Annotated in this window: 19 protein-coding genes; 9 read left to right on the top strand and 10 right to left on the bottom strand. The window is 72.1% G+C overall.

Annotated features, from left to right (window positions below):
- Positions 1-54 precede the first annotated feature (54 nt).
- Complete coding sequence (locus ACFT2C_RS02490) at positions 55-402, top strand: hypothetical protein (protein WP_377205410.1); 348 nt, start codon at positions 55-57, stop codon at positions 400-402.
- A gap of 55 nt (positions 403-457) precedes the next feature.
- Here the strand turns inward: ACFT2C_RS02490 and ACFT2C_RS02485 are convergent, their stop codons facing one another.
- Positions 458-1333 carry an LLM class flavin-dependent oxidoreductase gene (locus tag ACFT2C_RS02485; RefSeq protein ID WP_377205409.1) on the bottom strand — a complete coding sequence of 292 codons (876 nt, stop codon included), beginning with the start codon at positions 1331-1333 and terminating at the stop codon, positions 458-460.
- A 351-nt stretch (positions 1334-1684) separates the two neighbouring features.
- Here ACFT2C_RS02485 and ACFT2C_RS02480 point away from each other — a divergent pair, with 351 nt between their 5' ends.
- Positions 1685-3361: a PHP domain-containing protein gene (locus ACFT2C_RS02480; RefSeq protein ID WP_377205408.1), complete on the top strand. Its 1677-nt coding sequence runs from the start codon at positions 1685-1687 to the stop codon at positions 3359-3361.
- 10 nt (positions 3362-3371) lie between these two features.
- Here ACFT2C_RS02480 and ACFT2C_RS02475 read toward each other — a convergent pair whose 3' ends face one another.
- The 4 genes from ACFT2C_RS02475 to ACFT2C_RS02460 form a co-directional block, all read right to left on the bottom strand.
- Entirely contained in the window at positions 3372-4334 is a 963-nt protein-coding gene (locus ACFT2C_RS02475) for an alpha/beta hydrolase (protein ID WP_377205407.1), read from the bottom strand.
- Positions 4335-4395: 61 nt separating this feature from the next.
- Positions 4396-4983 carry a TetR/AcrR family transcriptional regulator gene (locus ACFT2C_RS02470; protein ID WP_377205406.1) on the bottom strand — a complete coding sequence of 196 codons (588 nt, stop codon included), beginning with the start codon at positions 4981-4983 and terminating at the stop codon, positions 4396-4398.
- 79 nt (positions 4984-5062) lie between these two features.
- Positions 5063-5890 carry an enoyl-CoA hydratase/isomerase family protein gene (locus ACFT2C_RS02465; RefSeq protein WP_377205405.1) on the bottom strand — a complete coding sequence of 276 codons (828 nt, stop codon included), beginning with the start codon at positions 5888-5890 and terminating at the stop codon, positions 5063-5065.
- A 92-nt stretch (positions 5891-5982) separates the two neighbouring features.
- Entirely contained in the window at positions 5983-6798 is an 816-nt protein-coding gene (locus tag ACFT2C_RS02460) for an oxidoreductase (protein WP_377205404.1), read from the bottom strand.
- Between the two features lie 204 nt (positions 6799-7002).
- Here ACFT2C_RS02460 and ACFT2C_RS02455 point away from each other — a divergent pair, with 204 nt between their 5' ends.
- Positions 7003-7785 (top strand): alpha/beta fold hydrolase, encoded by a 783-nt coding sequence (locus ACFT2C_RS02455; protein WP_377205403.1) that lies wholly within the window; start codon positions 7003-7005, stop codon positions 7783-7785.
- 87 nt (positions 7786-7872) lie between these two features.
- Here the strand turns inward: ACFT2C_RS02455 and ACFT2C_RS02450 are convergent, their stop codons facing one another.
- The 4 genes from ACFT2C_RS02450 to alr form a co-directional block, all read right to left on the bottom strand.
- Entirely contained in the window at positions 7873-8574 is a 702-nt protein-coding gene (locus ACFT2C_RS02450) for a M15 family metallopeptidase (RefSeq protein WP_377205402.1), read from the bottom strand.
- Positions 8575-8666: 92 nt separating this feature from the next.
- A complete protein-coding gene (locus tag ACFT2C_RS02445) occupies positions 8667-9734 on the bottom strand; it encodes a CapA family protein (protein ID WP_377205401.1) in 1068 nt (355 codons plus the stop codon).
- Positions 9731-10765: a hypothetical protein gene (locus ACFT2C_RS02440; protein ID WP_377205400.1), complete on the bottom strand. Its 1035-nt coding sequence runs from the start codon at positions 10763-10765 to the stop codon at positions 9731-9733. Before ACFT2C_RS02440 ends, ACFT2C_RS02445 begins: the two co-directional genes overlap by 4 nt.
- Positions 10766-10782: 17 nt before the next feature.
- Positions 10783-11925 (bottom strand): alanine racemase, encoded by a 1143-nt coding sequence (gene alr, locus ACFT2C_RS02435; RefSeq protein WP_377205399.1) that lies wholly within the window; start codon positions 11923-11925, stop codon positions 10783-10785.
- A gap of 290 nt (positions 11926-12215) precedes the next feature.
- Between alr and ACFT2C_RS02430 the strand changes: the two genes are divergently transcribed.
- Together ACFT2C_RS02430 and ACFT2C_RS02425 are read left to right on the top strand one after the other, a co-directional pair.
- Positions 12216-13325: a D-alanine--D-alanine ligase family protein gene (locus tag ACFT2C_RS02430; RefSeq protein ID WP_377205398.1), complete on the top strand. Its 1110-nt coding sequence runs from the start codon at positions 12216-12218 to the stop codon at positions 13323-13325.
- Entirely contained in the window at positions 13322-14551 is a 1230-nt protein-coding gene (locus ACFT2C_RS02425; RefSeq protein ID WP_377205397.1) for an acyltransferase family protein, read from the top strand. Before ACFT2C_RS02430 ends, ACFT2C_RS02425 begins: the two co-directional genes overlap by 4 nt.
- On the opposite strand, the gene ACFT2C_RS02420 is transcribed toward ACFT2C_RS02425, so the two are convergent.
- Complete coding sequence (locus ACFT2C_RS02420) at positions 14460-16085, bottom strand: AAA family ATPase (protein ID WP_377205396.1); 1626 nt, start codon at positions 16083-16085, stop codon at positions 14460-14462. The two genes, ACFT2C_RS02425 and ACFT2C_RS02420, sit on opposite strands and share 92 nt — an antisense overlap.
- A 247-nt stretch (positions 16086-16332) precedes the next feature.
- Here ACFT2C_RS02420 and ACFT2C_RS02415 point away from each other — a divergent pair, with 247 nt between their 5' ends.
- The 4 genes from ACFT2C_RS02415 (at position 16333) to ACFT2C_RS02400 (ending at position 20026) form a co-directional block, all read left to right on the top strand.
- Positions 16333-16905 (top strand): TetR/AcrR family transcriptional regulator, encoded by a 573-nt coding sequence (locus ACFT2C_RS02415; protein ID WP_377205395.1) that lies wholly within the window; start codon positions 16333-16335, stop codon positions 16903-16905.
- Positions 16906-16972: 67 nt separating this feature from the next.
- Positions 16973-18121: an SGNH/GDSL hydrolase family protein gene (locus ACFT2C_RS02410; RefSeq protein ID WP_377205394.1), complete on the top strand. Its 1149-nt coding sequence runs from the start codon at positions 16973-16975 to the stop codon at positions 18119-18121.
- A 321-nt stretch (positions 18122-18442) separates the two neighbouring features.
- Complete coding sequence (locus tag ACFT2C_RS02405) at positions 18443-19540, top strand: RICIN domain-containing protein (protein WP_377205393.1); 1098 nt, start codon at positions 18443-18445, stop codon at positions 19538-19540.
- Positions 19541-19561: 21 nt separating this feature from the next.
- Positions 19562-20026, top strand: a complete 465-nt coding sequence (locus tag ACFT2C_RS02400) for a winged helix-turn-helix transcriptional regulator (protein WP_377205526.1) — start codon at positions 19562-19564, stop codon at positions 20024-20026.
- The last annotated feature ends 31 nt before the right edge of the window (positions 20027-20057 follow it).

Genomic DNA, 20057 nt, shown 5'->3' with positions numbered 1-20057 from the left:
CCGCCCAGCAGACCGATCACCGAACCCGCCCACCAGGAGCCCCGAGGAGTGACGATGACTTCCGCCAAGGAAATTCTGAGCACGACCGCGACTGAGGAGATCGTCTCGGGTGTCGTGGACCTGATCACCGTAAACAACTACGACCGCACGGTCGGCGCCATGCTCGTCGCCAGCGACGACAGCCATCGCCTCATGATGGAGGACCTCCGCGCCGGCCCCGTGACCCACGTGTGGGCATGGACGCCGTCGGTCGGCAGCGAGATCGGCGAGACCGAGTTCACGACGGACGAGGAGGCCGCCCGCGCCGCGGTGCGGGACTGGCTCGCGCAGGCCCCGCAGGTCCGCCGGGAACCCGGGCGGGACATCTACGCCATGCTCCTCACCGAGGAGGACTGGCGCTAGAAGTCCTGGCGTCAGTCAGCACTGATAGTCAGGACCTGGTCGTCAGGACTGGTCGTCAGGACAGCGTCGGTAGGACGTCCGTGGCCACGGTGTCGAGGATCGCCTCGTCACCCGCGAACGGGCCCTCATGGCGCGGCCACGGCGCCAGGACGTCGGTGAACCCGAGCTCCGCTGCACGGCCCAGGAAGTCGCGGTAGACCTCGACGCTCGACAGGCTGAAGACCGGCGCGGCGTCGGTCTGGAGGAAGCGGCGCACCGTGGCTGGGTCGCGGGACTCGGCGGCCAGGGCCTCGTCGAACCGGGCCGACAGCTCGGCCAGCGACTTCCACCACCCGTCCAGGCTGTCGTGGACGGTGCCGGTCGTGACCCAGCCCTGGCCGTGCCGGGCGGTCAGCGCCAAAGCCTTCGGACCGTTCGCGGCCAGCACGAACGGGGTACGCGGACGCTGGACGCAGCCGGGGGCGTTGCGGGCGTCCACCGCCGAGAAATACTCGCCCGAGTAGTCGACCCGGTCCGTGGTCAGCAGCGCGTCCAGCAGCTCCACGAACTCCTGGTACCGCCGCGACGGGCTCGCGGCCTTCGTGGCGCCGCCGAAGACATCCACGTCGTAGCCCCTCACCCCGCCGGCGCCCACGCCCACCGTCAGCCTGCCGTCCGACAGGTCGTCCAGCGCCGTGATCTCCCGCGCGAACGACACCGGGTGCCGGAAGTTCGGCGACGCCACCATGAAGCCCAGCTCGATTCGCGACGTCGCGAGCGCCGCCGCGCTCAACGTCGGCACCGAGCCGAACCACGGGCCGCCGACCAGCGACCCCCAGCCCAGGTGGTCGAACGTCCACGCGTGGGCGAACCCGTACGCCTCCGCCGCCTGCCACCTCGGCTTCGCCTCGGCCCAGCGGTACTCCGGAAGGATCGTGATCCCCGCCCTCATCGCTCATCTCCCACGCGTCGATCCCACACACAGCGAACGGCCGCGTTCATTCGACCAGGATGCCCGTTCTCGGTCAACCGGCGGACGACCACGCGGCTTCGCCCGGGTCTTTCCTCGACGGCGAAAAACTCGAAGTCCAGACCCCGGACGAGCTTACCCAGGCGGTCGAATCGGCAATCGGCCGGTGAGCGTCACAGGGACCGTCTTCTCGACGAGCACCCACCGACTTCATCGTGGAGAAGTGTGCGGTTCAGGTTGCGGCCATCGGTGGTTGCCAGGGTGGGCCACGCCTCTGCCCGGACCCTTCCGCCCGGACGGAGGCCTTTCGCCAAGACCCTGAGGAGACCCCCCATGAACGACCACCCCTCCGCCGAGCCCACGGCCCCGCTCCAAGCCTCCCGGCGCGGCTTCCTGCTCGGCGCCGGCGCCGTCGGAGCCGGCCTGGTCGCCACCGGGGTGGACGCCTCGACCACGACCACCACCGCCACCGCGAGCGCCGGCGCCGACCGCACCCGTCGTGGCGGCTACGTCTGGCTCGCGGGCGACCATCATCTGCACAGCCAGTACAGCAACGACGCGATGTACCGCATCGACGACCAGGCCGCGCGCGCCGTCACCGGCGGGCTGGACTGGATAGTCATCACCGACCATGGCAACGAGTCGTTCGCGGCCCACAGCATCGCCCCGCAGCGCGAGGACATCCTGGCGGCGCGGGAGCGGCATCGCGAGGAGCTGCTGGTCTTCGGCGGCCTGGAGTGGAACATCCCGGGCGCCGAGCACACCACGTTCATGATGGCGCCCGGGTCGCGCGAGCCCGAGGTGCTCCAGGAGCTGGTGAACAGGTACGACGCCCTCGTCGTGGGCGCCCGCGACGGCACCCCGCAAAACGAGGCGCTGGCCATCACCGCGCTCGAGCACATCGCCGCCACGGTGCGCTCCGGCCGGCTCGCGGACGCGCTGGTGCTGCCCAACCACCCGGCCCGCAAGGGCATCGACTCCCCCGCCGAGCTGCGGGCCTGGCAGGACGCGGCGCCCGGCGTCGTCATCGGCTTCGAGGGCGCGCCCGGCCACCAGGCGGCCGGCCTGCCCGCACCGGGCATGGCGCGCGGGCGCGGCCTGTACGACGGCGGCCGCGGCACCTACTCGTTCCCCGGGTACCCCGACGAGAGCTACCGGACCTGGGGCGGCTTCGACTGGATGACCGCCACGGTGGGCGGCATGTGGGACAGCCTGCTGTCCGAGGGCCGGCGGTGGTGGATCACCACGACGTCGGACGGGCACCAGGGCTGCGGCGACTGGGTCAAGAACCCCGTCGACCCGCTCGACCAGACCGGTTACGACACGATCCCCTACAACGAGGCCGGCGACACCTTCGCGACCACCGGCGTCTACCCGCCACCGGTCGGGGCCGGCCGGCCCGTGGCCGAGTACAGCTCCTTCCCGCCCGGCGCCTACAACAAGACCTGGGTCGGGGCCGAGGACTTCAGCCACCGCGCGGTCATGGACGCGATGCGGGCCGGCCGGATGTGGGTCTCCTTCGGCGACCTCATCGCCGGCCTGGACGTCCGCCTGGAGGTCAGGGAGTGGGGCGGACGTCGCCGTCGCGCCACGCTCGGTGAGGAGCTCGTGGTCGACGCCGGGACGGAGGTCCGCCTGACCGTCGCGATCGACCTCGCCGAGGGCGTCAACTACGCGGGCCTGGTGCCCGAGCTGGCCCGCGTCGACGTGGTCCGCGGCCGGGTGACGGGCCCCGCCGAGGACCCCAACACCCTCTACGCGCCGGAGACGAAGGTGGTCCACTCCTGGGACACCGCAGGGAAGTCCGGGTCGGTGAGCCTGGTCCATGCTTTCGTGGCCGAGCACGACGGCTACGTCCGGCTCCGCGGCACCGACGGAAAGCGGAGCCAGCCCGGCTACCTCGGTGCCGACGTCGACCCGGCCGGGCCCGCGCAGGACGTCCCCGGCGAGGTCGACCCGTGGGAGGACCTCTGGTTCTACAGCAACCCGATCTTCCTCAAGGTCCGCTGAGGAAGGTCCGCTAGAGGCCCGCCGGGTGCGTCCGGGCAGCCCCGTTGAGCGCCTCGTTCAGGGCGGCCGTCCGGGCCGCGAGAAAAGCCTGGGAGATGGCGGCTCCCGCCTCGATGGAGTCGAAGTTGTGGTACGCGCCGGGCACTTCGTGAAGGGTCGTGGCGACGCCGGCCTGCTGCAGTCGCCGGGCGTAGGCGACGTCCTCGTCGTGGAACAGGTCGTTCGTACCGACGCCGATCCACACGGGCGGCAGGCCGGTGAGGTCCTCGTAGCGGGCCGGCGCGGCCAGCGGGGGCACGTCGCCGTCGGAGGCGCCGCCCGAGGCGGCGGTGCCGAGGTAGCCGCGCCAGCCGAACCGGTTGCTTTTCGCGCTCCAGATGCGCAGCCGCCGCGGGTCGACGTCGGTCCGGGTGACGGTCCGGTCGTCCAGCATCGGGTAGGACAGCAGCTGCAGGACCGGGCGGATCTCGCCGCGCTCCTTCGCCAGCAGCGTCAGCGCGGCGGCCAGACCGCCGCCCGCGCTCTCGCCGCCGATGGCGATGCGTGCGGGGTCGACGTCGGACTGTCCGGCGAGCCACTGCAGCGCGGTGTAGCAGTCCTCCAGCGGCGTCGGGAACGGGTGCTCGGGTGCGAGCCGGTACTCCGCCGAGACGACGACGATGCCCAGCTCGTCGGCCATCCGGCGGCAGAAGGCGCTGTCCTGCGCCGCGTCGCCGAGCACCATCCCGCCGCCGTGGATCCACAGCAGCGCCGGCGTCCGAGGCCGGGCGGAAGCAGAAGCCGAGGCCGACGCCGGCCGGAAGACGAGCACCGACACGTCGGAGTTCACCGCGACGACCTGCGCGTCCGGGCGCCGGGTGCGCGCGGTGAGCTTGGTGAGGGCACGGAGCGTGGGCAGCGTTCGCGCGGAGATGATGGTGCGGGGAAGGAACCGCGCGGCTCGCAGCTGCGTGTTGAAGGAGTGCTCGGTCATCGTCTGTCCTGACGGGAGGGCGACGTCGCCGGTGTGCCCGGCTCGTCGGCGGAAGTGGTGGTCATCGTCCGGGTTCGGCGTCCACCAGGGCCAGGGCATTGCTGACGCCCTGCTCCAGGAGGTCGTCGGAGAGCTGGCGGTCCGTCAGGGCGCGGGCGATCTGCAGGGTCCCGGCCATCAGACCGAGGAGGCTGAGCGCCTTCACGCGGGACGCGAGCGGGTCCTCGGGCGTCATGCGGGCGGCGAGGCCGTCGATGACTTCCAGGACGCCGTCGGTGTACACCTGCCGGGTCGTGTCACCGCTGCGCGCGATCTCGTCGAGCAGGGCGGCGTTGGGGCAACCGTCGGGGTCGTCCCGGTGGGGGGCCGACAGGTACCAGCGCACGACCTGCTCGAGGCCGACCGCACCGGCCGCCGCCTGCTCGACGATGTTCGTGTGCAGCGTGTGCAGCTGGTCGGCGATCGCGTTGTCGACGAGGTCGTCCTTGGACGCGAAGTGGGCGTAGAAGGCGCCGTTGGTCAGACCGGCGTCCTTCATGAGCGTCGCCACTCCGGAGCCGTCGATGCCGTCCCGCTTGAACCGTCGACCGGCCGTCTCGATGATCCGCTGCCGCGTCTCCTGCTTGTGTTCCTTCGTGTATCGCACCATGTCTTCCTCCAAATCAGCCCGGCCTTACGCCCGGACACCATCGTGTCCACGTGTGAGCGTAAGGCCGGTCGACCCCTGCTCAGAGAGCCTGGTTGGCCAGGCCGATGTACTCGCCCAGCTGGTACTCGACGTCGAGGCCCTTCTCGGCGGCCAGCGCGCCGAGCGCCGTCGCGCGGGCCAGGAATCCCGGACTCGTCAGCGATTCGGCGAACTCGCCGTAGGCGCTGACCAGGTCGGCGTCGGGCGGCAGGGTGGCGCGGCCGACCATCGCCTTCGCGGTCGCCACCGCCTGCCGGTCGAAGGACGCGAGGCGGGCGACCGTCGCGTCGACGAAGGCGTCGAGCTCCGCGTCGGGCAGGGCCCGGGTGACCCATCCCCAGCGCTCGGCCACGTCGGCGTCGTAGTCGACGCTGGTGAGGATGGCCTCGAGCGCGCGGTCGCGGCCGATGGCCCGCGGCAGCCGCTCGGCGCCACCTCCGCCGGGGACGATGCCGATGCCGACCTCGGGCTGGCCGAAGATCGCCTTCTCGCGGCTCGCGTACCGCAGGTCGCAGGCGAGGGCCAGCTCGTTGCCGGCGCCGCGGGTGCGGCCACGGATGACCGCGACGCTGACGAACGCGGCCTTGCTCAGTCGGATCACCAGGTCGGTCCAGACCGGCGGGTCGTCCTCGTGCTCGGGCTCGGGGAGGTCGGATGCGGCGCCGTCGAAGTGGTTGAAGAAGAAGTCGGGGTACTCGCTCGTGAAGGTGACGACCTGGATGTCGGGGTCGTTGTCGAGCTCGCGGACGATCTCGTGCAGGGTCACCACCGTCTCGGGAACCACGAAGTTCACCGGTGGGTTCGCGAAGATGACGTTGGCGGTCTGCGGGCTCGTGCGTTCGAGGCGGATCGTGCTGGGCTGGCTCATCGGGTGTGCTCCATCGTGTGGGACTGCTTCGTGGTGCTGCTTCGTCGTACTGCTCAGCGCGATGTCGGCTGTTCAGGGCCGGACGGCGTGCGTCAGCTCGGCATCCGGTTGAACCTGCGGATGACGCGGTCGAAGACCCGGGCCGGGGCGACGCTGTACACCGCGTTGATGGTCGCCGCCGTCCTGCCGGCGGTGCGGCGCAGCTTGGGGTTGCGGTCGGTGGCGGCCGCGACGATCACCTTGGCGACGACGGCGGGGTCGTCACCGCTGCTGAGGTTCTTCTCCAGCAGCTCGTCGTAGTTGCGCCGCCCCGCCGCGTAGAGCGGCATGGGGGTGTCGGCCTCGACGCTGTGGCCCGCGAACGGAGTGTTGATCGGGCCGGGCTCGACGAGCACGACCCGGATGCCGTACTCCCGGACCTCGTGGTCCAGCGACTGCGCGTAGCCCTCGACCGCGTGCTTGGTGGCGACGTAGACCGTCATGAACGGGCTGGGGACGAACCCGCTGAGCGAGGAGACGTTGACGATGCGCCCGCTGCGCCGGGCGCGCATGTGGGGCAGGACCGCCTTGATCATCCGCATGACGCCGTAGACGTTGATGTCGAAGATGTCCTGCGTCTGGGTGATCGAGAACTCCTCGGCCGCGCCGGTCGAGCCGACGCCGGCGTTGTTGACCAGGACGTCGATCTGGCCGAACCGGTCGATCGCCTGCTTGACCGCCGAGGCGACCGACTCGTCGCTGGTCACGTCGAGGTCGAGGTAGGTCACCCCGGCGGGCGCGGTGAGGTGCGCGGTGCGACGGCCGGTTCCGATCACCTCGAAGCCCGCGCCTGCGAGTGCGGTCGCCGCCGCCTTTCCGATTCCTGAGGTGGCGCCGGTCACGAGCGCGACCTTCCTTGCTGCTGCCATGGCGAGCTCCTGGGATTTTTGGATTACGTTCGTACGACCATACGGCCGCGGCGGCTCCGCGCACAAGGCCTTCGGGAAAATTAGATGATGATCATACTCTCAACGCGGCAGCTGAGGCTGCGGGTTGCGTCAGAGCTCCAGCCTGCAAGCAGGGATCGCTGCGCCTACCGTTCATGAGTAGGGGTCCATCGACCGGAGGTAGCCATGAGGAAATCCTGGGAGCTTCTGACGTCGGGACCACCGGACGCGGATCGATCGGTCCTGCTCCTGCCGGGCGGAGCCAACGCGGCCCGGTCGTTCGACCTCGTGATGGCTGAGCCGGCGCTGTCCGGTGTTCGCCTGGTCGCCACGACACTGCCGGGCCAGGCGGGCGCGCCCGTGTCCGAAGACGTGTCCATCCCCGCACTGTCCCGGCGGGCCGGCGAGCTGGCCGCAGCACACGGGTGCGACGTGGTCGTGGGCTTCTCCTACGGCGCGACAGTGGCCCTGGACATGGTGCTGTCAGGGCAGTTCCGGGGCCCGGTCGTGCTACTCGGCATCGCCCCGACGACTGTGGACGAGGCTCGGTTCTTCCGCGCCGTCGTACGGGCGTCGCAGAAGGTGGGCAGCTGGCCGATGGCCGGGATGTTCCGGCTCATGCCGCTGATGGCCAGATCTACCAAGACAACTGAGCTGCACAAGAAGGAGCTGATCGAGGACTTCAAGCAGAACAGGGCCGGCGACTCGGTTCGGGCAAGCGGCGAGTACCTCGACTACATCGCCCAGGACCGGGACTTCGCCGCGGAGCTGGCGGCGTCCGGCAATCCGGTGTGGGTGGTCCACGCCGAGAAGGGGGACGGGGGCCTCACCGACGCCGAGCGCGCCACACTCCAGGCGGCCCCCAACGTGACCCTGGTGACGATTCCCGGCTCGGTGTTCCTCCTCCCGGACGAGGCTCCGCAGAAGACCGCGGCAGTGATCGCCAGTGCTCTGTCGCAGGCGCACTGACCGAGCCGGGGACTGACTTTGGTTCAGCAGGCGCGAGCCGACCGTTATCGAGCGGGTTGTGGCTCTGCCGTGCCTGCTGAACGCGAGTCAGCTCACGACGGGGCCGTAGAGGGCCGACCGGGCGCCCGTGACCAGCGCCCAGTAGCGGTCGCCGTAGGACCAGTGCCACCACTCCGTGGGGTAGTTGACCAGGCCCGCCACGCCGAGGGCCCGCGCCAGGATGCCACGCAGCGCGCGGGCCTCCGGCTCGATGTCCGGCGCGCCGAAGTAGCAGCGCCCGCCCGACATCTCCGGCGTCGCGTCGATGGCGGTGCCCATGTCGAGCGGGCCGTCGGCGTCGGCCAGCGTGAGGTCGACCGCGGCCCCCGCCACGTGCGGCGCGACGGCGATCGGGGACACGAACCGGCTGGTGAGGACCTCGAGCTCGCGCAGGCCGACGCCGGGGTGCTCGGCGAGCACCTCGCCGGAGTACCTGTCGATGATCCGCTGCTGCTCGGCCGGGTGCCGGTGGCCCTCGACGACCTCCAGCCGCAGCCCCTCGGCCAGGAGGTCCTCCTGCGCGCTGCGCAGCCGCCGCGCGAGCCCCGCGCGGACCGGCGCGCGCGCCGCGCCGAACGTCTCGTCGAGCTCCACCAGCGGCTCGCCGGACTCCGCGACCGGGATCCGGCCGACCCGGGGGTCGGAGAGGAGGACGATCTCGCGGTGGTCCGCGCCGGACGTCGTCGCGAGCCACGGCACAGCGGCCTCGGCGGTGCGCTCCCCCGGCGGGACGACGTGCTGGCTGGTCATCTCGGTCTCCTGACGTGGGTCGAGTTCGGTTGCTGCGAGCACCCGGGCGGACGGCGGGCGCGCCGTCGTCCCGGGAGTGGCGCCCGGCCGGGCTACTGGTCGCTCAGGACCGGGTCCAGGTCGGCGCACGCGCGGAGCGCGTCGAAGTTGTGCCGGGCCAGGTTCGCGTGCCACCCGGTCAGCGCCTCCGACTGGCCCGTGCTGGTCATCACCGTCGGGACGAACTCCGACCGGACCACCTCCCGGCCCTGGACCGTGAGGTGGAGCACGCCGGCGCGGGCGCTGAACGGCTGGTGGAGGCCCTCGCTGTACCAGAGGAAGTTCCCCATGCCATAGGCGACGTAGGCGTCACCCTCGCGGCCCGCGCCCTGCAGCACGTGCGAGTGCGCCCCCACGATGACGTCCGCCCCGGCGTCGATCAGGCCGGCCGCGAAGTCCTGCTGCCGGGTGGTCGGGCACTGGTCGCCCTCGGCGCCCCAGTGCGGGAGGACCACCACGAGGTCGCTGTCGGCCCGGGCGGCCCGCACCGCCGCGTACGCGCGCTCGGTGTCGAAGGCCATGGCCATCCCGGACCGGTTCGGCCCGGCCGCCCACTCCTCGGCCAGGTCGTCGACCTGGCTGAACGCGAAGATCGCGACGTCCACGCCCCCGACCGTGCGATGCAGCGGCGTGAACGCCGCGTCGATGTTCGCGCCGGCACCGACCGTGCCGAGCCCCCCGGCTTTCGCCGTGGCGATGGTGTCCGCCAGCCCCTCGCGGCCGTAGTCCATCGTGTGGTTGTTCGCCAGGCTGACGACGTCGATACCGGCCGCCGTCATCGCGGACACCGACGCGTCCGGCGCCCGGAAGACGTACCTCTTGTCCTGCGCCGTGCCGCGCGACGTGATCGGCGTCTCGAGGTTGACCACCGTCAGGTCGCCGTCGGTCAGCTCGGCGGCGACCGGGCCGAACGTGGTGGCCGGGTCGTCGAGCAGCTCGGCCACGCGGTCCTCGAAGTGCACGTCGCCGGCGAACGTCAGGGTGATCTCGGGCTCGGCGGACGGCTCGGCGCTCGCCGAGCCGGTGCCCGCCGTCCCCGACGCGCAGCCCGTCACGGTCACGAGCGCCGCCGTCGCGACGAGCGCGACCGCCGCGGACCGGGTACGGAGGGACGGGATCATCGGTCCACCTCTGCGAGTACGGGAGATCGGTCCATCGCCTGCGGCGTCCGGCCCGCGCTGCGGGGCCGCCGTCGGCCCACCACCAGCCGCACCAGCGCCGTCGCCACGACGCCGCACGCGACGACCGCGGCCGCGATCACCAGCGGCTCGACGACGGCGGCCGGGTACTGCAGGCCTGGCCCCTCGTGCCCGAGCCGCTCCAGCACCACCCTGTCGAACAGCGCGAGGAACGGGATCTGGATCAGGTAGGTCGCGACGGCGGCCGCGCCCACCCGGGCGAGCCCGCGCGAGACGGGCCGGCGTCCGCCGAGCTTCGCCACCAGGAGCAGGGCGAACGGCAGCACCGCGAGCCCCGCGACGGCGACGCCGAGCCCGTCGGGGAAGCGCGGAACCGCCAGGGCCGCGGCCCCCACGAGCGCCACGGCGCCGTACGGCCACAGGCTCCGCCAGGAGGCGGTCTCCGCCATCCGGTCGATCGCCGGGCCGAACCGCATGCCGACGAGGAGGAAGACCAGGAACGTCGGCGCGGTGGTCAGCAAGGTCAGGGCCACCAGGACCACGACGACGACGCCCGTCGGCACCCGCCGGGTCAGCCGCGCCACCACCGGGAGCAGCGCGAGCGACCAGAGCAGCGAGAGCTCGGGCGGCGGCAGCAGCACGAGGGGCACGATCTCGGCGACGTCGCGCGCCGGGACCCAGGTCAGCCCCGGGTTGAACCGGCGGAGCACCGCGATCGTCAGGCCCAGCCACGCCACGTGCGCCACGAGCAGCGGCAGGACCCAGCGCAGCAGCAGCCGCCCCCAGGGCTGGTCCCCCGTCTGGCCGTCGACCTCGCGGCCGAGCGCGGTGAGCAGGAGGGGCATGCCGAGCACGCCGAGGATCGCGCCGAGCACCCACCATACGACCGGCACGGGCGCGTCGATGACCCACTGCACCTGGAGGTAGTGGTGCGCGACCGCGTAGGCGGTCACGACGGCGACGGCTCCGGCCGCCGCACTTCTGGACTGCATCATCGGGCGAGTCTGCGTCATCGGACGAGCGTGTGCCATCACGCCCGCTCGTAACGGCGCGGCACCCTGGCCCCGATGCCGGTCAGGATGTCGTTCGGGTTCGTCTGCCCCCACTGCGCCCAGTCGTGCGCCGTGGGCTCGCCGTCGGTCCCGGGGCCGAACATGACGGCGACGTCCCCGGCCCGCACCGGGAGGTCGCCGACGTCGAGCACCACCTGGTCCATGGCGACCCGGCCCGCGACCGGGCAGCGCACCCCGCCGAGCTGGAAGGAGGCAACGCCGCCCGCCTGGCGCGGGACGCCGTCGGCGAAACCGAGCGGGACCAGCGCGAGGGTGGTCTCGTTCTCGGTGACGTAGTCGTGGCCGTAGCCGACGCCCGTGCCGGCTGGGACGCGCTTGGTGAGCAGCACCTGGGCCCGCACGGTCATCGCCGGCCGCAGGTCGTGGTCCTCGTCCGGCATCGGCTCGATGCCGTACAGGCCGATGCCGATCCGCAGCAGGTCGAACCGGGTCTCGGGCACCCGCAGCGCGGCCGCCGAGTTCGCGAGGTGGACGATCTCCGGGTCGAGCCCGGCGGCCGCGGCCTGCCGGCGCGCCTCGTCGAACGCGGCGAGCTGGTCGTGGACCCCGGGCATGTCGGGCTCCTCGGCGTTGGCCAGGTGGGACCAGATGCCGCGGACCCGCAGCACGCCCGCCTCGTGCAGGGCGCTCGCGCGCTCGAAGAACGCCGGCCACTCCCCCGCGGGCACGCCGCCCCGCGACATCCCGGTGTCGGCCTTGAGGTGCACGTTCGCGACGTGGAGGGTGGCCCGGGCGGCGTCGGCGACGGCGTTCAGGGCGTCGATCGAGCCGACCGACACATCGATCCCGGCGAGCAGCAGCTTCTCGAAGGTCTCCGTCGGCGGGTAGAGCCAGATCATGATCGGCGCGGTGATCCCGTCGGCCCGCAGGGCGAGTGCTTCGACGGCGTTGGACGCGCCGAGCCAGGTGGCACCTCCCGCCAGCGCGGCGCGGGCCGCCTGGGTAGCGCCGTGGCCGAACCCGTTCGCCTTCACCATCGCCATCACGTCGGTGCCGGTGCGGTCGGCGAAGACGCGGGCGTTGTGGGTGATGGCGTCCAGATCGACTACCGCCTCCACCATCGTGGCCATCGGCCGGGAGCGGGAAGTTGGAACGTGCACGGAGGGCACCCTCTCCGACACACCTGCTCACTCTCCAGTCCGTTCAGTGCTCACCTCGCTGACCTGGCACGTTATCTTCGTCACGTCCGGCGGCGGCGACCATCGCCGTCGGACCGCGCGGACCGTGCCGGTGAGCGGCGAACCGAGCACCAAATGGCCTTCAGGTCGAGCGGGGACATGCACCAGGATGCAGGGCCGGAGCGCCGGGGGCGCTTCGTCGTGCGCGCCCGGTGACCAGTACGGTGTCGTGCGACCGAGTCGTGCGACCGATCTTGGAGTGAAAAATCTCGATGCCGACCAGAACCCGGGTAGTTGTGCTCTTCGGCGGGCGCAACACCGAGCACGACGTCTCCTGCAGGTCCGCGGCGAGCGTGGTGCAACACCTCGATCGCAGCCTCTACGAGGTGGTGCCGGTCCGGATCACCAGGACCGGGCACTGGGTGGTGGGCATCGACGCCGTGGGCACCAACGCCGTGGGCATCGACGGCCAGCCCGTCGTGACCGACGTCGCGCTGCGCGAGATGACCCCGGAGCCGGCCGGAGCGCAGGCCACCGTGATGGAGACCCTGGCTCGCGCGCTCGAGGCGATGCGGGGGGCCGACGTCGTCCTGCCGATCCTCCACGGGCCGTTCGGCGAGGACGGGACCGTCCAGAGCGTGCTCGAGCTCGCGGGCGTCCCCTACATGGGCAGCGGCGTGCTCGCCAGCGCGACCAGCATGGACAAGGACTTCACCAAGCGGGTCCTGGGCGCGCGGGGCGTCCCGGTCGCGCCGGGCGTCGTCCTGCGGACGGCGGCCGACGAGCTCGCCGAGGACGACAAGGAGAAGCTCGGCCTGCCGGTCTTCGTCAAGCCTTCGCGGGGCGGCTCAAGCGTCGGGGTCACGCGCGTCGACGACTGGGCGCAGCTTCCCGCCGCACTGGAGCTCGCGCGCGAGAGCGACACCAAGACGCTGGTCGAGGCCGGGGTGCCCGGCCGGGAGATCGACCTCGGCGTGCTGGAGCTCCCGGACGGCCGCCTGCTGGCCAGCCCTCCCCTGGAGATCAAGGTCGGCGAGGAGCACGGCTGGTTCGACTACGACGCCAAGTACGAGGCGGGCATCACCGACTTCGTCGTGCCCGCCGACCTCGACCCGCAGGTCGCCGAGCAGCTCTCGACGATCGCGCTGGAGGTGTTCCAGGAGCTCGGCTGCTCCGGGCTGCTCCGGGTCGACTTCTTCCTGCCCGAGGTGGACGGCAAGGTGGTCCCCACGGTCAACGAGGTCAACACGATCCCCGGCCTGACGTCGATGTCGCAGTTCCCGCGGATGTGGCAGGCCGCGGGCACGTCCTACCCGGAGCTGCTGAACATCCTCATCGCGACGGCGCGGGCCCGCGGCCCCGTGCCGGCAGTCCTGTCGTGACCGCGCAGGACCAGGCGGGCACCGCGCAGATGCCCGTGGTGGCCACCGGCGAACCCGGTGGTCCGGCGTCCGCGGTGACGGCGTCCCCAGATGCCGGCTCTGCGACGGCTACCGGCATGCCCGCGAAGCCCCGGGCGCAGTGGGCCGACGTCGCCAAGGGCGTGTGCATCCTGCTCGTCGTGCTGTGGCACGTGATCATGAAGATGTACCTGACGATCGACTGGCACATCCCGGTGCCGCTGCCCGGTCTCTGGGGCGCCTTCGGCGACATGCTGCTGCCGCTGCGGATGCCGGTCTTCTTCACGATCTCCGGGATGTTCGCGGCCGCCGCGGTGCAGCGCACCTGGTCGACGACGGCGAAGAGCCGCATCGCGAGGTTCTACTACCTCTACCTGATCTGGTTCACGGTGCACACGCTCGTGCTCTCGATGGTGCCGAACTTCGACACCCTGGCCGCGCACAGCGCGCTGCAGGTGCTGGAGCAGCTCACGATCACCCCCACCAACCTCTGGTACCTGGTGGCGCTGGCGCTGTACTTCGTCGTGGCCAAGCTGACCCGCCGCCTGCCGACGTGGGCCGTGCTCGTGCCGGCCCTGGCGCTCTCGGTCATCGCCTCGGCCGACCTGCTGGCGGCGCCGGGCAACCGCGGCCAGCTCTACCAGAACCTGTTCTTCTTCCTGGCCGGCCTGCGGTTCAAGCCGCTGATCGAGCGCTGGGCGAAGGCCTCGACCCTGCCCCTCGTCCTGGTCGGCGGCGCGCTGTACCTCGGGATCATGGTCGGCATCCAGGTGCTGAACGCAAAGGACGTGTACGGCGTGTGGCCGGCAGTCTGCGTCGTCGCCGTGGCGGTCGGCGTCGCCGGAGCGGTCCAGCTCGAACGCTGGCGCGCGGTCGGTGCGCTGCTCGCCCGGCTCGGCCGGCAGACGCTCCCGATCTATGTGATGCACATGCCGCTGCTCGCCCTGCTGACGGCGGTGCTGGTGGAGCCGTTCTCCCGGCTGAGCACGGGCCCGCAGCTCGTGACCGCAGTCCTGCTGCCGATCGTGCTGGTGACGCTGCTGGTCTCGGTGTGCCTCACGCTGCACACCTGGCTGCTGAACGCCGGGGCGACGTGGCTGTTCGACCTGCCGACGTTCAGCCGGGCTGCCCGTCGCGAGTCTCCTGCCACCACAGCAGGCTCCCCAGCACCGCCAGCCCCTGGGCCAGATGCCGGCGGTAGGTACTGAACGGGAGCCCCAGCCGCTCGGCGGCGGCCTCCTGCGTGGGGGCGCCGCCGAGGTAGGTGGCCAGCAGGGCGCGGTGGCTCTTGCTCTCGCGGGGGTCCTGGCTCAGCTCGTCCAAAGCGCCCTGCAGGACGGCGCGCAGCGCGGCGACCGGGTCGGGTTCGGTGTGCTGGGTGACCAGCCGGCTGCCGGTCAGGGGGTTCGTGGCGAGCAGGTCGGGCCGCCGCCACGACCGCAGGGCCTCGCGGACCTCGCTCTCGAAGGCCCCACGAGAAAGGGCCTGCGGGCCTCCGGACGCGGGGTCGCCTGGTGGGGCGCCGTCGGGCGTGTCCCGGCCCGGCCCCGCCAGGCGGGCGGGGTCGCCGGTCGTGACGCGCGGCTTGCCGCTCCGCCGGGTGGAGCGGCGCGCAGGCTCGTGGTCGGCGTCCGAGGGGTTGCGCCAGCGCCGCTCGGCGATGACCGCCTCGCGGACGAACGGCCGCAGGTGCAGCCCGCCCGGTCCGGAGTCCACGAACGACAGCGACCGCAGCCACTGGAACAGCCCGGCCGCGTCGTCGGCCGCGCCGAGGGAGGCCTCCGTCGTCGGCTCGCTGGTGGCGCACGCCTCCAGCGCCCGGCGGTGCGCGTGGCTGGGTATCGGCCCGACGACGCGCTGCAGGACGACGTGGGCGACGGCGAGCCGGACGGCGTCGTCGGACCCGCCCGCGTTGTGCGCGTCGACCGCGACGAGCAGCGCGAGCGGGTTGCCGTCGGTGATCGCCAGGAGGTTGGCGTGCTCGTCCGCGGGCACCGAGCGGCGGTCGAGCAGCAGGCGCGCCTCGGCCGGGGGCAGGTCCCACAGCTCGTGCACGCTGAGCAGCTCCTGCCAGCCCGGGTCGGTGGTCCACTCCAGCGCGGGCGGTGTGCGGCCGGCCAGCACCACCACGGTCCCGAGCGGCAGCGCGGGCAGGAGCACCTCGCGCAGCCAGGCCTCGGCGGGGTGCCAGTCGTCGAAGTCGTCGATCAGGAGAACCGGGGCGGCGCCGTTCGTGGCGGCGTCGGAAAGGTGGCCGGGCACGGGGCCGGCGGCCCCGGAGTGCCCGCTCCCCGAGTGCCCTGACCCCGGGTGCTCGGTCCCCCCGGAGAGCTCGGTCCCGGAGAGCTCGGCAGCGAGCAGCGCGGCGGACCGCGCCGGGTCGAAGCTGCCCGCCCGCACGACCGGGCGCCCGGCGTCCTCGGCCTCGTGCGCGAACCGGCGCAGCAGCGCCGTCTTGCCGGTCCCGCCCGCGCCGTGCAGGAACAGCACCGTGGAGGCGCGCTCTTCGGCCAGGGCCTTCCGGAACGCGGCGGTCTGCTCGTCGCGGCCCACGAAAGCGCGTTCCCGGGCGAGATCGAGCCGATGCCCCAGCGCGGTGGCCGGCGACCTGCGGGGCGACGTCGACGGCACCGACGTCACGTCGGCGGGGCAGGCCGCGCGGTGTCGGCGCGCCTCCGGTCCGCGGTGCCGGACGGGCGGGACGGGGCTGGTCTCGTTGCGGGACGCGGGCGGGATCGTCACGGGCTCCTTCTCGTGGGCTGCTCTTGGCCCGGGTGCGAATCTGGGTACGGGCCAGGGTGCGGACACGCCCGCAAGAATGTAGCGGGCGGCGCACGCGCGGGTCGACGTAAGTCGACTGTCACACAGACCGCCCCGCGGAGCATCATCCCGTGGTCGGAGAGCGCCCGCCGCCGCTCCACCCTGGGTGTGACGACGGCGACCCTGCTAACAATAGTAGGCGATCTCCTCAAGGGTGTAGGCTGACGCCGTGTCCCGGGCACCCCTCACCCCGAGCACGGTCGTCGCCGAGGCGGCCGCGCTGGCCGACGAGAGCGGCCTGGAGGCGGTCACGCTGTCGGCCGTCGCCAGGCGTCTGGGCGTGCGCACGCCCAGCCTGTACTCGCACGTCCGGGACCACGCCGCGCTGCTGGACGGCGTCAGCACCGTCGCCCTGGCGGACCTCGCCGCGCGCATCGCCGAGGCGGTCGCGGGCCGGGCCGGCCGGGCCGCCCTGGACGGGCTGGCCGACGCGCACCGCTCGTTCGCCCGCGAGGCGCCCGGCCGGTGGCAGTCGCTCCAGCGTCGCGCGGGCCCCACGGTGGTCGGTTCCGACGCCGCCCGGACCATCGTCGCGCTGTCGGACGCCGTCCTGCGGGGTTACGACATCCCGCCGGGCGAGCGCGTTCACGCGACCCGGCTGCTCGGCAGCACCATCAACGGCTACCTCACGCTCGAGCGCATCGGCAGCTTCGACCACAGCGAGCCCGCGCCCGACGTGTCGTGGGGCCGGGCCCTCGACGCGCTCGACGCGCTCCTGCGCGCGTGGCCGGCGGCTTCGTAGACCCGCACCACAACGTGTAGGCACCACAACTAGCTGGCACCACCACTCGGAGGCAAGGAACATCGTCATGCCCAGCACTCTGCTCACCCCGCTCACCGCTCCGTACGTGCACGGCGCCGCCGAGCTCGAGAGCACCTCCCGTGGCCTGCGCCCGCACCGGCTGCCGGCCTGGGCCCGCGAGCAGTTTCCCGATCCGCGGCTGCTGATGATGGAGGCGCAGCCCTCCGGCGTCCGCCTGGCGTTCTCGACCGCGGCCCGGACCGTCGCGCTCGTGTCCCACCCGACGCGGCTCGCCTACCGCGGCGCGGACCGCGCGCGCGGCAGCGTCGACCTGATGGTGGACGGCGCCCTCGCGGCGAGCGTGCCGCTCGACGACGGCGACCTCATCCTGTCCGACCTGCAGACCGGCGGGACGGAGTTCCGGCCCGGCCCCCCGCACACCGCGGCGTTCCCCGGCCTGCCCGCGGGCGAGAAGCTGGTCGAGATCTGGCTGCCGCACAACGAGTCCGTCGAGCTCATCGAGCTCCGGACGGACGCGCCGATCGCACCGGTCGGGCCGGCGGGTCCCCTGTGGGTCCACCACGGCAGCTCGATCAGCCACGGCTCGAACGCGAGCACGCCCACCCAGACCTGGCCCGCCGTCGCCGCGCGGCTCGGCGGCGTGTCGCTGCGCAACCTCGGGTTCGGGGGCAACGCCCTGGTCGACCCCTTCGTCGCCCGCGTGATCCGCGACGCGCCCGCCGACCTGATCAGCGTCAAGCTCGGCATCAACGTCGTCAACGCCGACCTGATGCGGCTGCGGGCTTTCGTGCCCGCGGTGCACGGGTTCCTCGACACGATCCGCGACGGCCACCCCACGACCCCGCTCGTGCTCGTCTCGTCGATCTTCTGCGGCATCCACGAGGACACGCCGGGCCCGGGCGCCGTCGACCCGGACACCCTGGGCACCGACCAGGTACGGTTCGTCGCCACCGGCCGCAGCGAGGAGCAGCAGCAGGGGAAGCTGACCCTGCGGGTCACCCGTGACGCGCTCGCCTCGGTCGTCGAGACCCGGCACGACCCGAACCTCCACTACCTCGACGGCACCACGCTGTACGGCGCGGACGACGCCGTCGAGCACCCGCTGCCCGACGCCCTCCACCCCGACACGGCCACCCACCGCCTCATCGGGGAGCGCTTCGCCCGCTACGCCCGCGCTCTCCTGCCGCAGCGGTAGATCGTGTCGCCGACCTGGGCCTGCGGGTTCCGCGGCACGGCGTCGGCGGCACGAGCAAGGGGTTGACTTGCCGTCGGCTTTCACCCAGGATTCCGGTAGCTCGTTGGACACGAGCATTCCCGCACAAGTAACGACGACGTTCGTGGGACTGCTCGTGTTAGCGCTCACACAGCACTCCCCATCGACCCCTGCCATCTGCAGTACGTGTACCAGGGCGTCGACCCCGACGCGGACCCCGACGACTACGGGCTGCTCCCCTACCGGATGGGCCCGCTCACCCAGCTCGACCTGCTCAACCCCACAGCACACCAGGAGTAGATGATGCGAACAAGAGCAAAGTGGCTCGGCCCGATCGCGGCACTCGGTCTCGTGGCGGCCATGGTGACCATGCCGACCGGTCCCGCGAACGCGGAGTCCAACGGTGGCGTGCGTGTCATGCCGCTGGGCGACTCCATCACCGAAGGCACACAGACGCCCGGCGGATACCGGATCGGCCTGTGGCAGCGCCTCGCCAACACCGGGTACACCACCGACTTCGTCGGGTCGCAGTTCAACGGGCCGGCAAGCCTCGGCGACCACGACCACGAAGGCCACCCCGGCTGGCGTATCGACCAGATCGACGCGAACATCGTCGGCTGGCTGAACACCTACCAGCCGCACACCGTGCTGCTGCACATCGGCACCAACGACGTCCTGCAGGACAACAGCGCCGGCGCCCCGGACCGGCTGTCCGCGCTGATCGACCACATCACCACGACGGCGCCGAACGCCGAGGTGTTCGTCGCGCAGATCACTCCGCTCGGGTGGAGCGAGGGGGACGCGGCGGTCAACAGCTACAACGCGGCGATCCCCGGCATCGTGCAGAGCAAGGTGAACAACGGCAAGAAGGTGCACCTGGTCGACATGCACAGCGCCCTGACGGCCGCCGACCTGGAGGACGGTGTCCACCCGACCGCCGCGGGCTACGACAAGATGGCTGCGGTCTGGTACGACGCACTGCGATCGGTACCCGGCAGCATCGGCACCCCGAGCGGCACCGAGATCGTGGGCACCCAGTCCGGCCGCTGCCTCGAGGTCACCGGGGTCGGCACCGCCAACGGCACCGACACGCAGCTCTGGGACTGCTGGGGCGGCGCCAACCAGCGGTGGACCCACACCGCCGGCAAGGAGCTCAAGGTGTACGGCAACAAGTGTTTGGACGCCTACGGCCGCGGGACCAGCAACGGCACCCCGGTTGTCATCTGGGACTGCAACGGACAGGCCAACCAGCAGTGGAACGTCAACGCCGACGGCACCATCACCGGCGTGCAGTCCGGCCTGTGCCTGGACGCCGCGGGCTTTGGCACCGGCAACGGCACGAAGGTCCAGCTCTGGACCTGCGGCGCCGCCCAGTCCAACCAGACCTGGACCAGACGCTGACGCCGCTCCGTTGAGTGCTGGATATTCGCCCTTCGAACGGGCTGGGAGGGGCGAATATCCAGCACTCAGCAAACCCAGCCCGACGGCGGGCGGTGGCCGCGGTGTGAGGGGTCGGGCGCGAGCGTCGAGGAGAGGCGCGTCTTTCGTTCCGACTGCCCCAGTCGGCCGATCCTCGACCAGATCGCGGACAAGTGGTCGATGATGGTGATGGCGGTCCTGGAGGAGCCCACCCGGTTCAACGAGATCAAGCGCCGCCTCGAGGGCGTGACCCAGCGGGTCCTGACGCAGACCCTGCGCCGGCTCGAGCGCAACGGGATGATCGTGCGCCGGGTGCTGCCCACGGCACCGGTCGGGGTGGAGTACTCGCTGACGCCGCTGGGCGAGTCCCTGCGGGAGCCGTTCGGCCGCCTGTACGACTGGACGATCGACAACGCCGACGAGATCCAGGCCCGACAGGCCGACTACGACCGGCAAGCAACCCGCTGACCCGGTCCCCCGCCGTCGTGCCAGCGGGTTG

It is taken from the genome of Promicromonospora sp. NPDC057138 (genome assembly GCF_042670845.1).
In the GTDB taxonomy this organism is placed as follows: Bacteria; Actinomycetota; Actinomycetes; order Actinomycetales; family Cellulomonadaceae; genus Promicromonospora.
The sequence above is the reverse complement of the archived record's forward strand: the minus strand, read 5'-3'. Positions and strand labels throughout refer to the sequence as shown.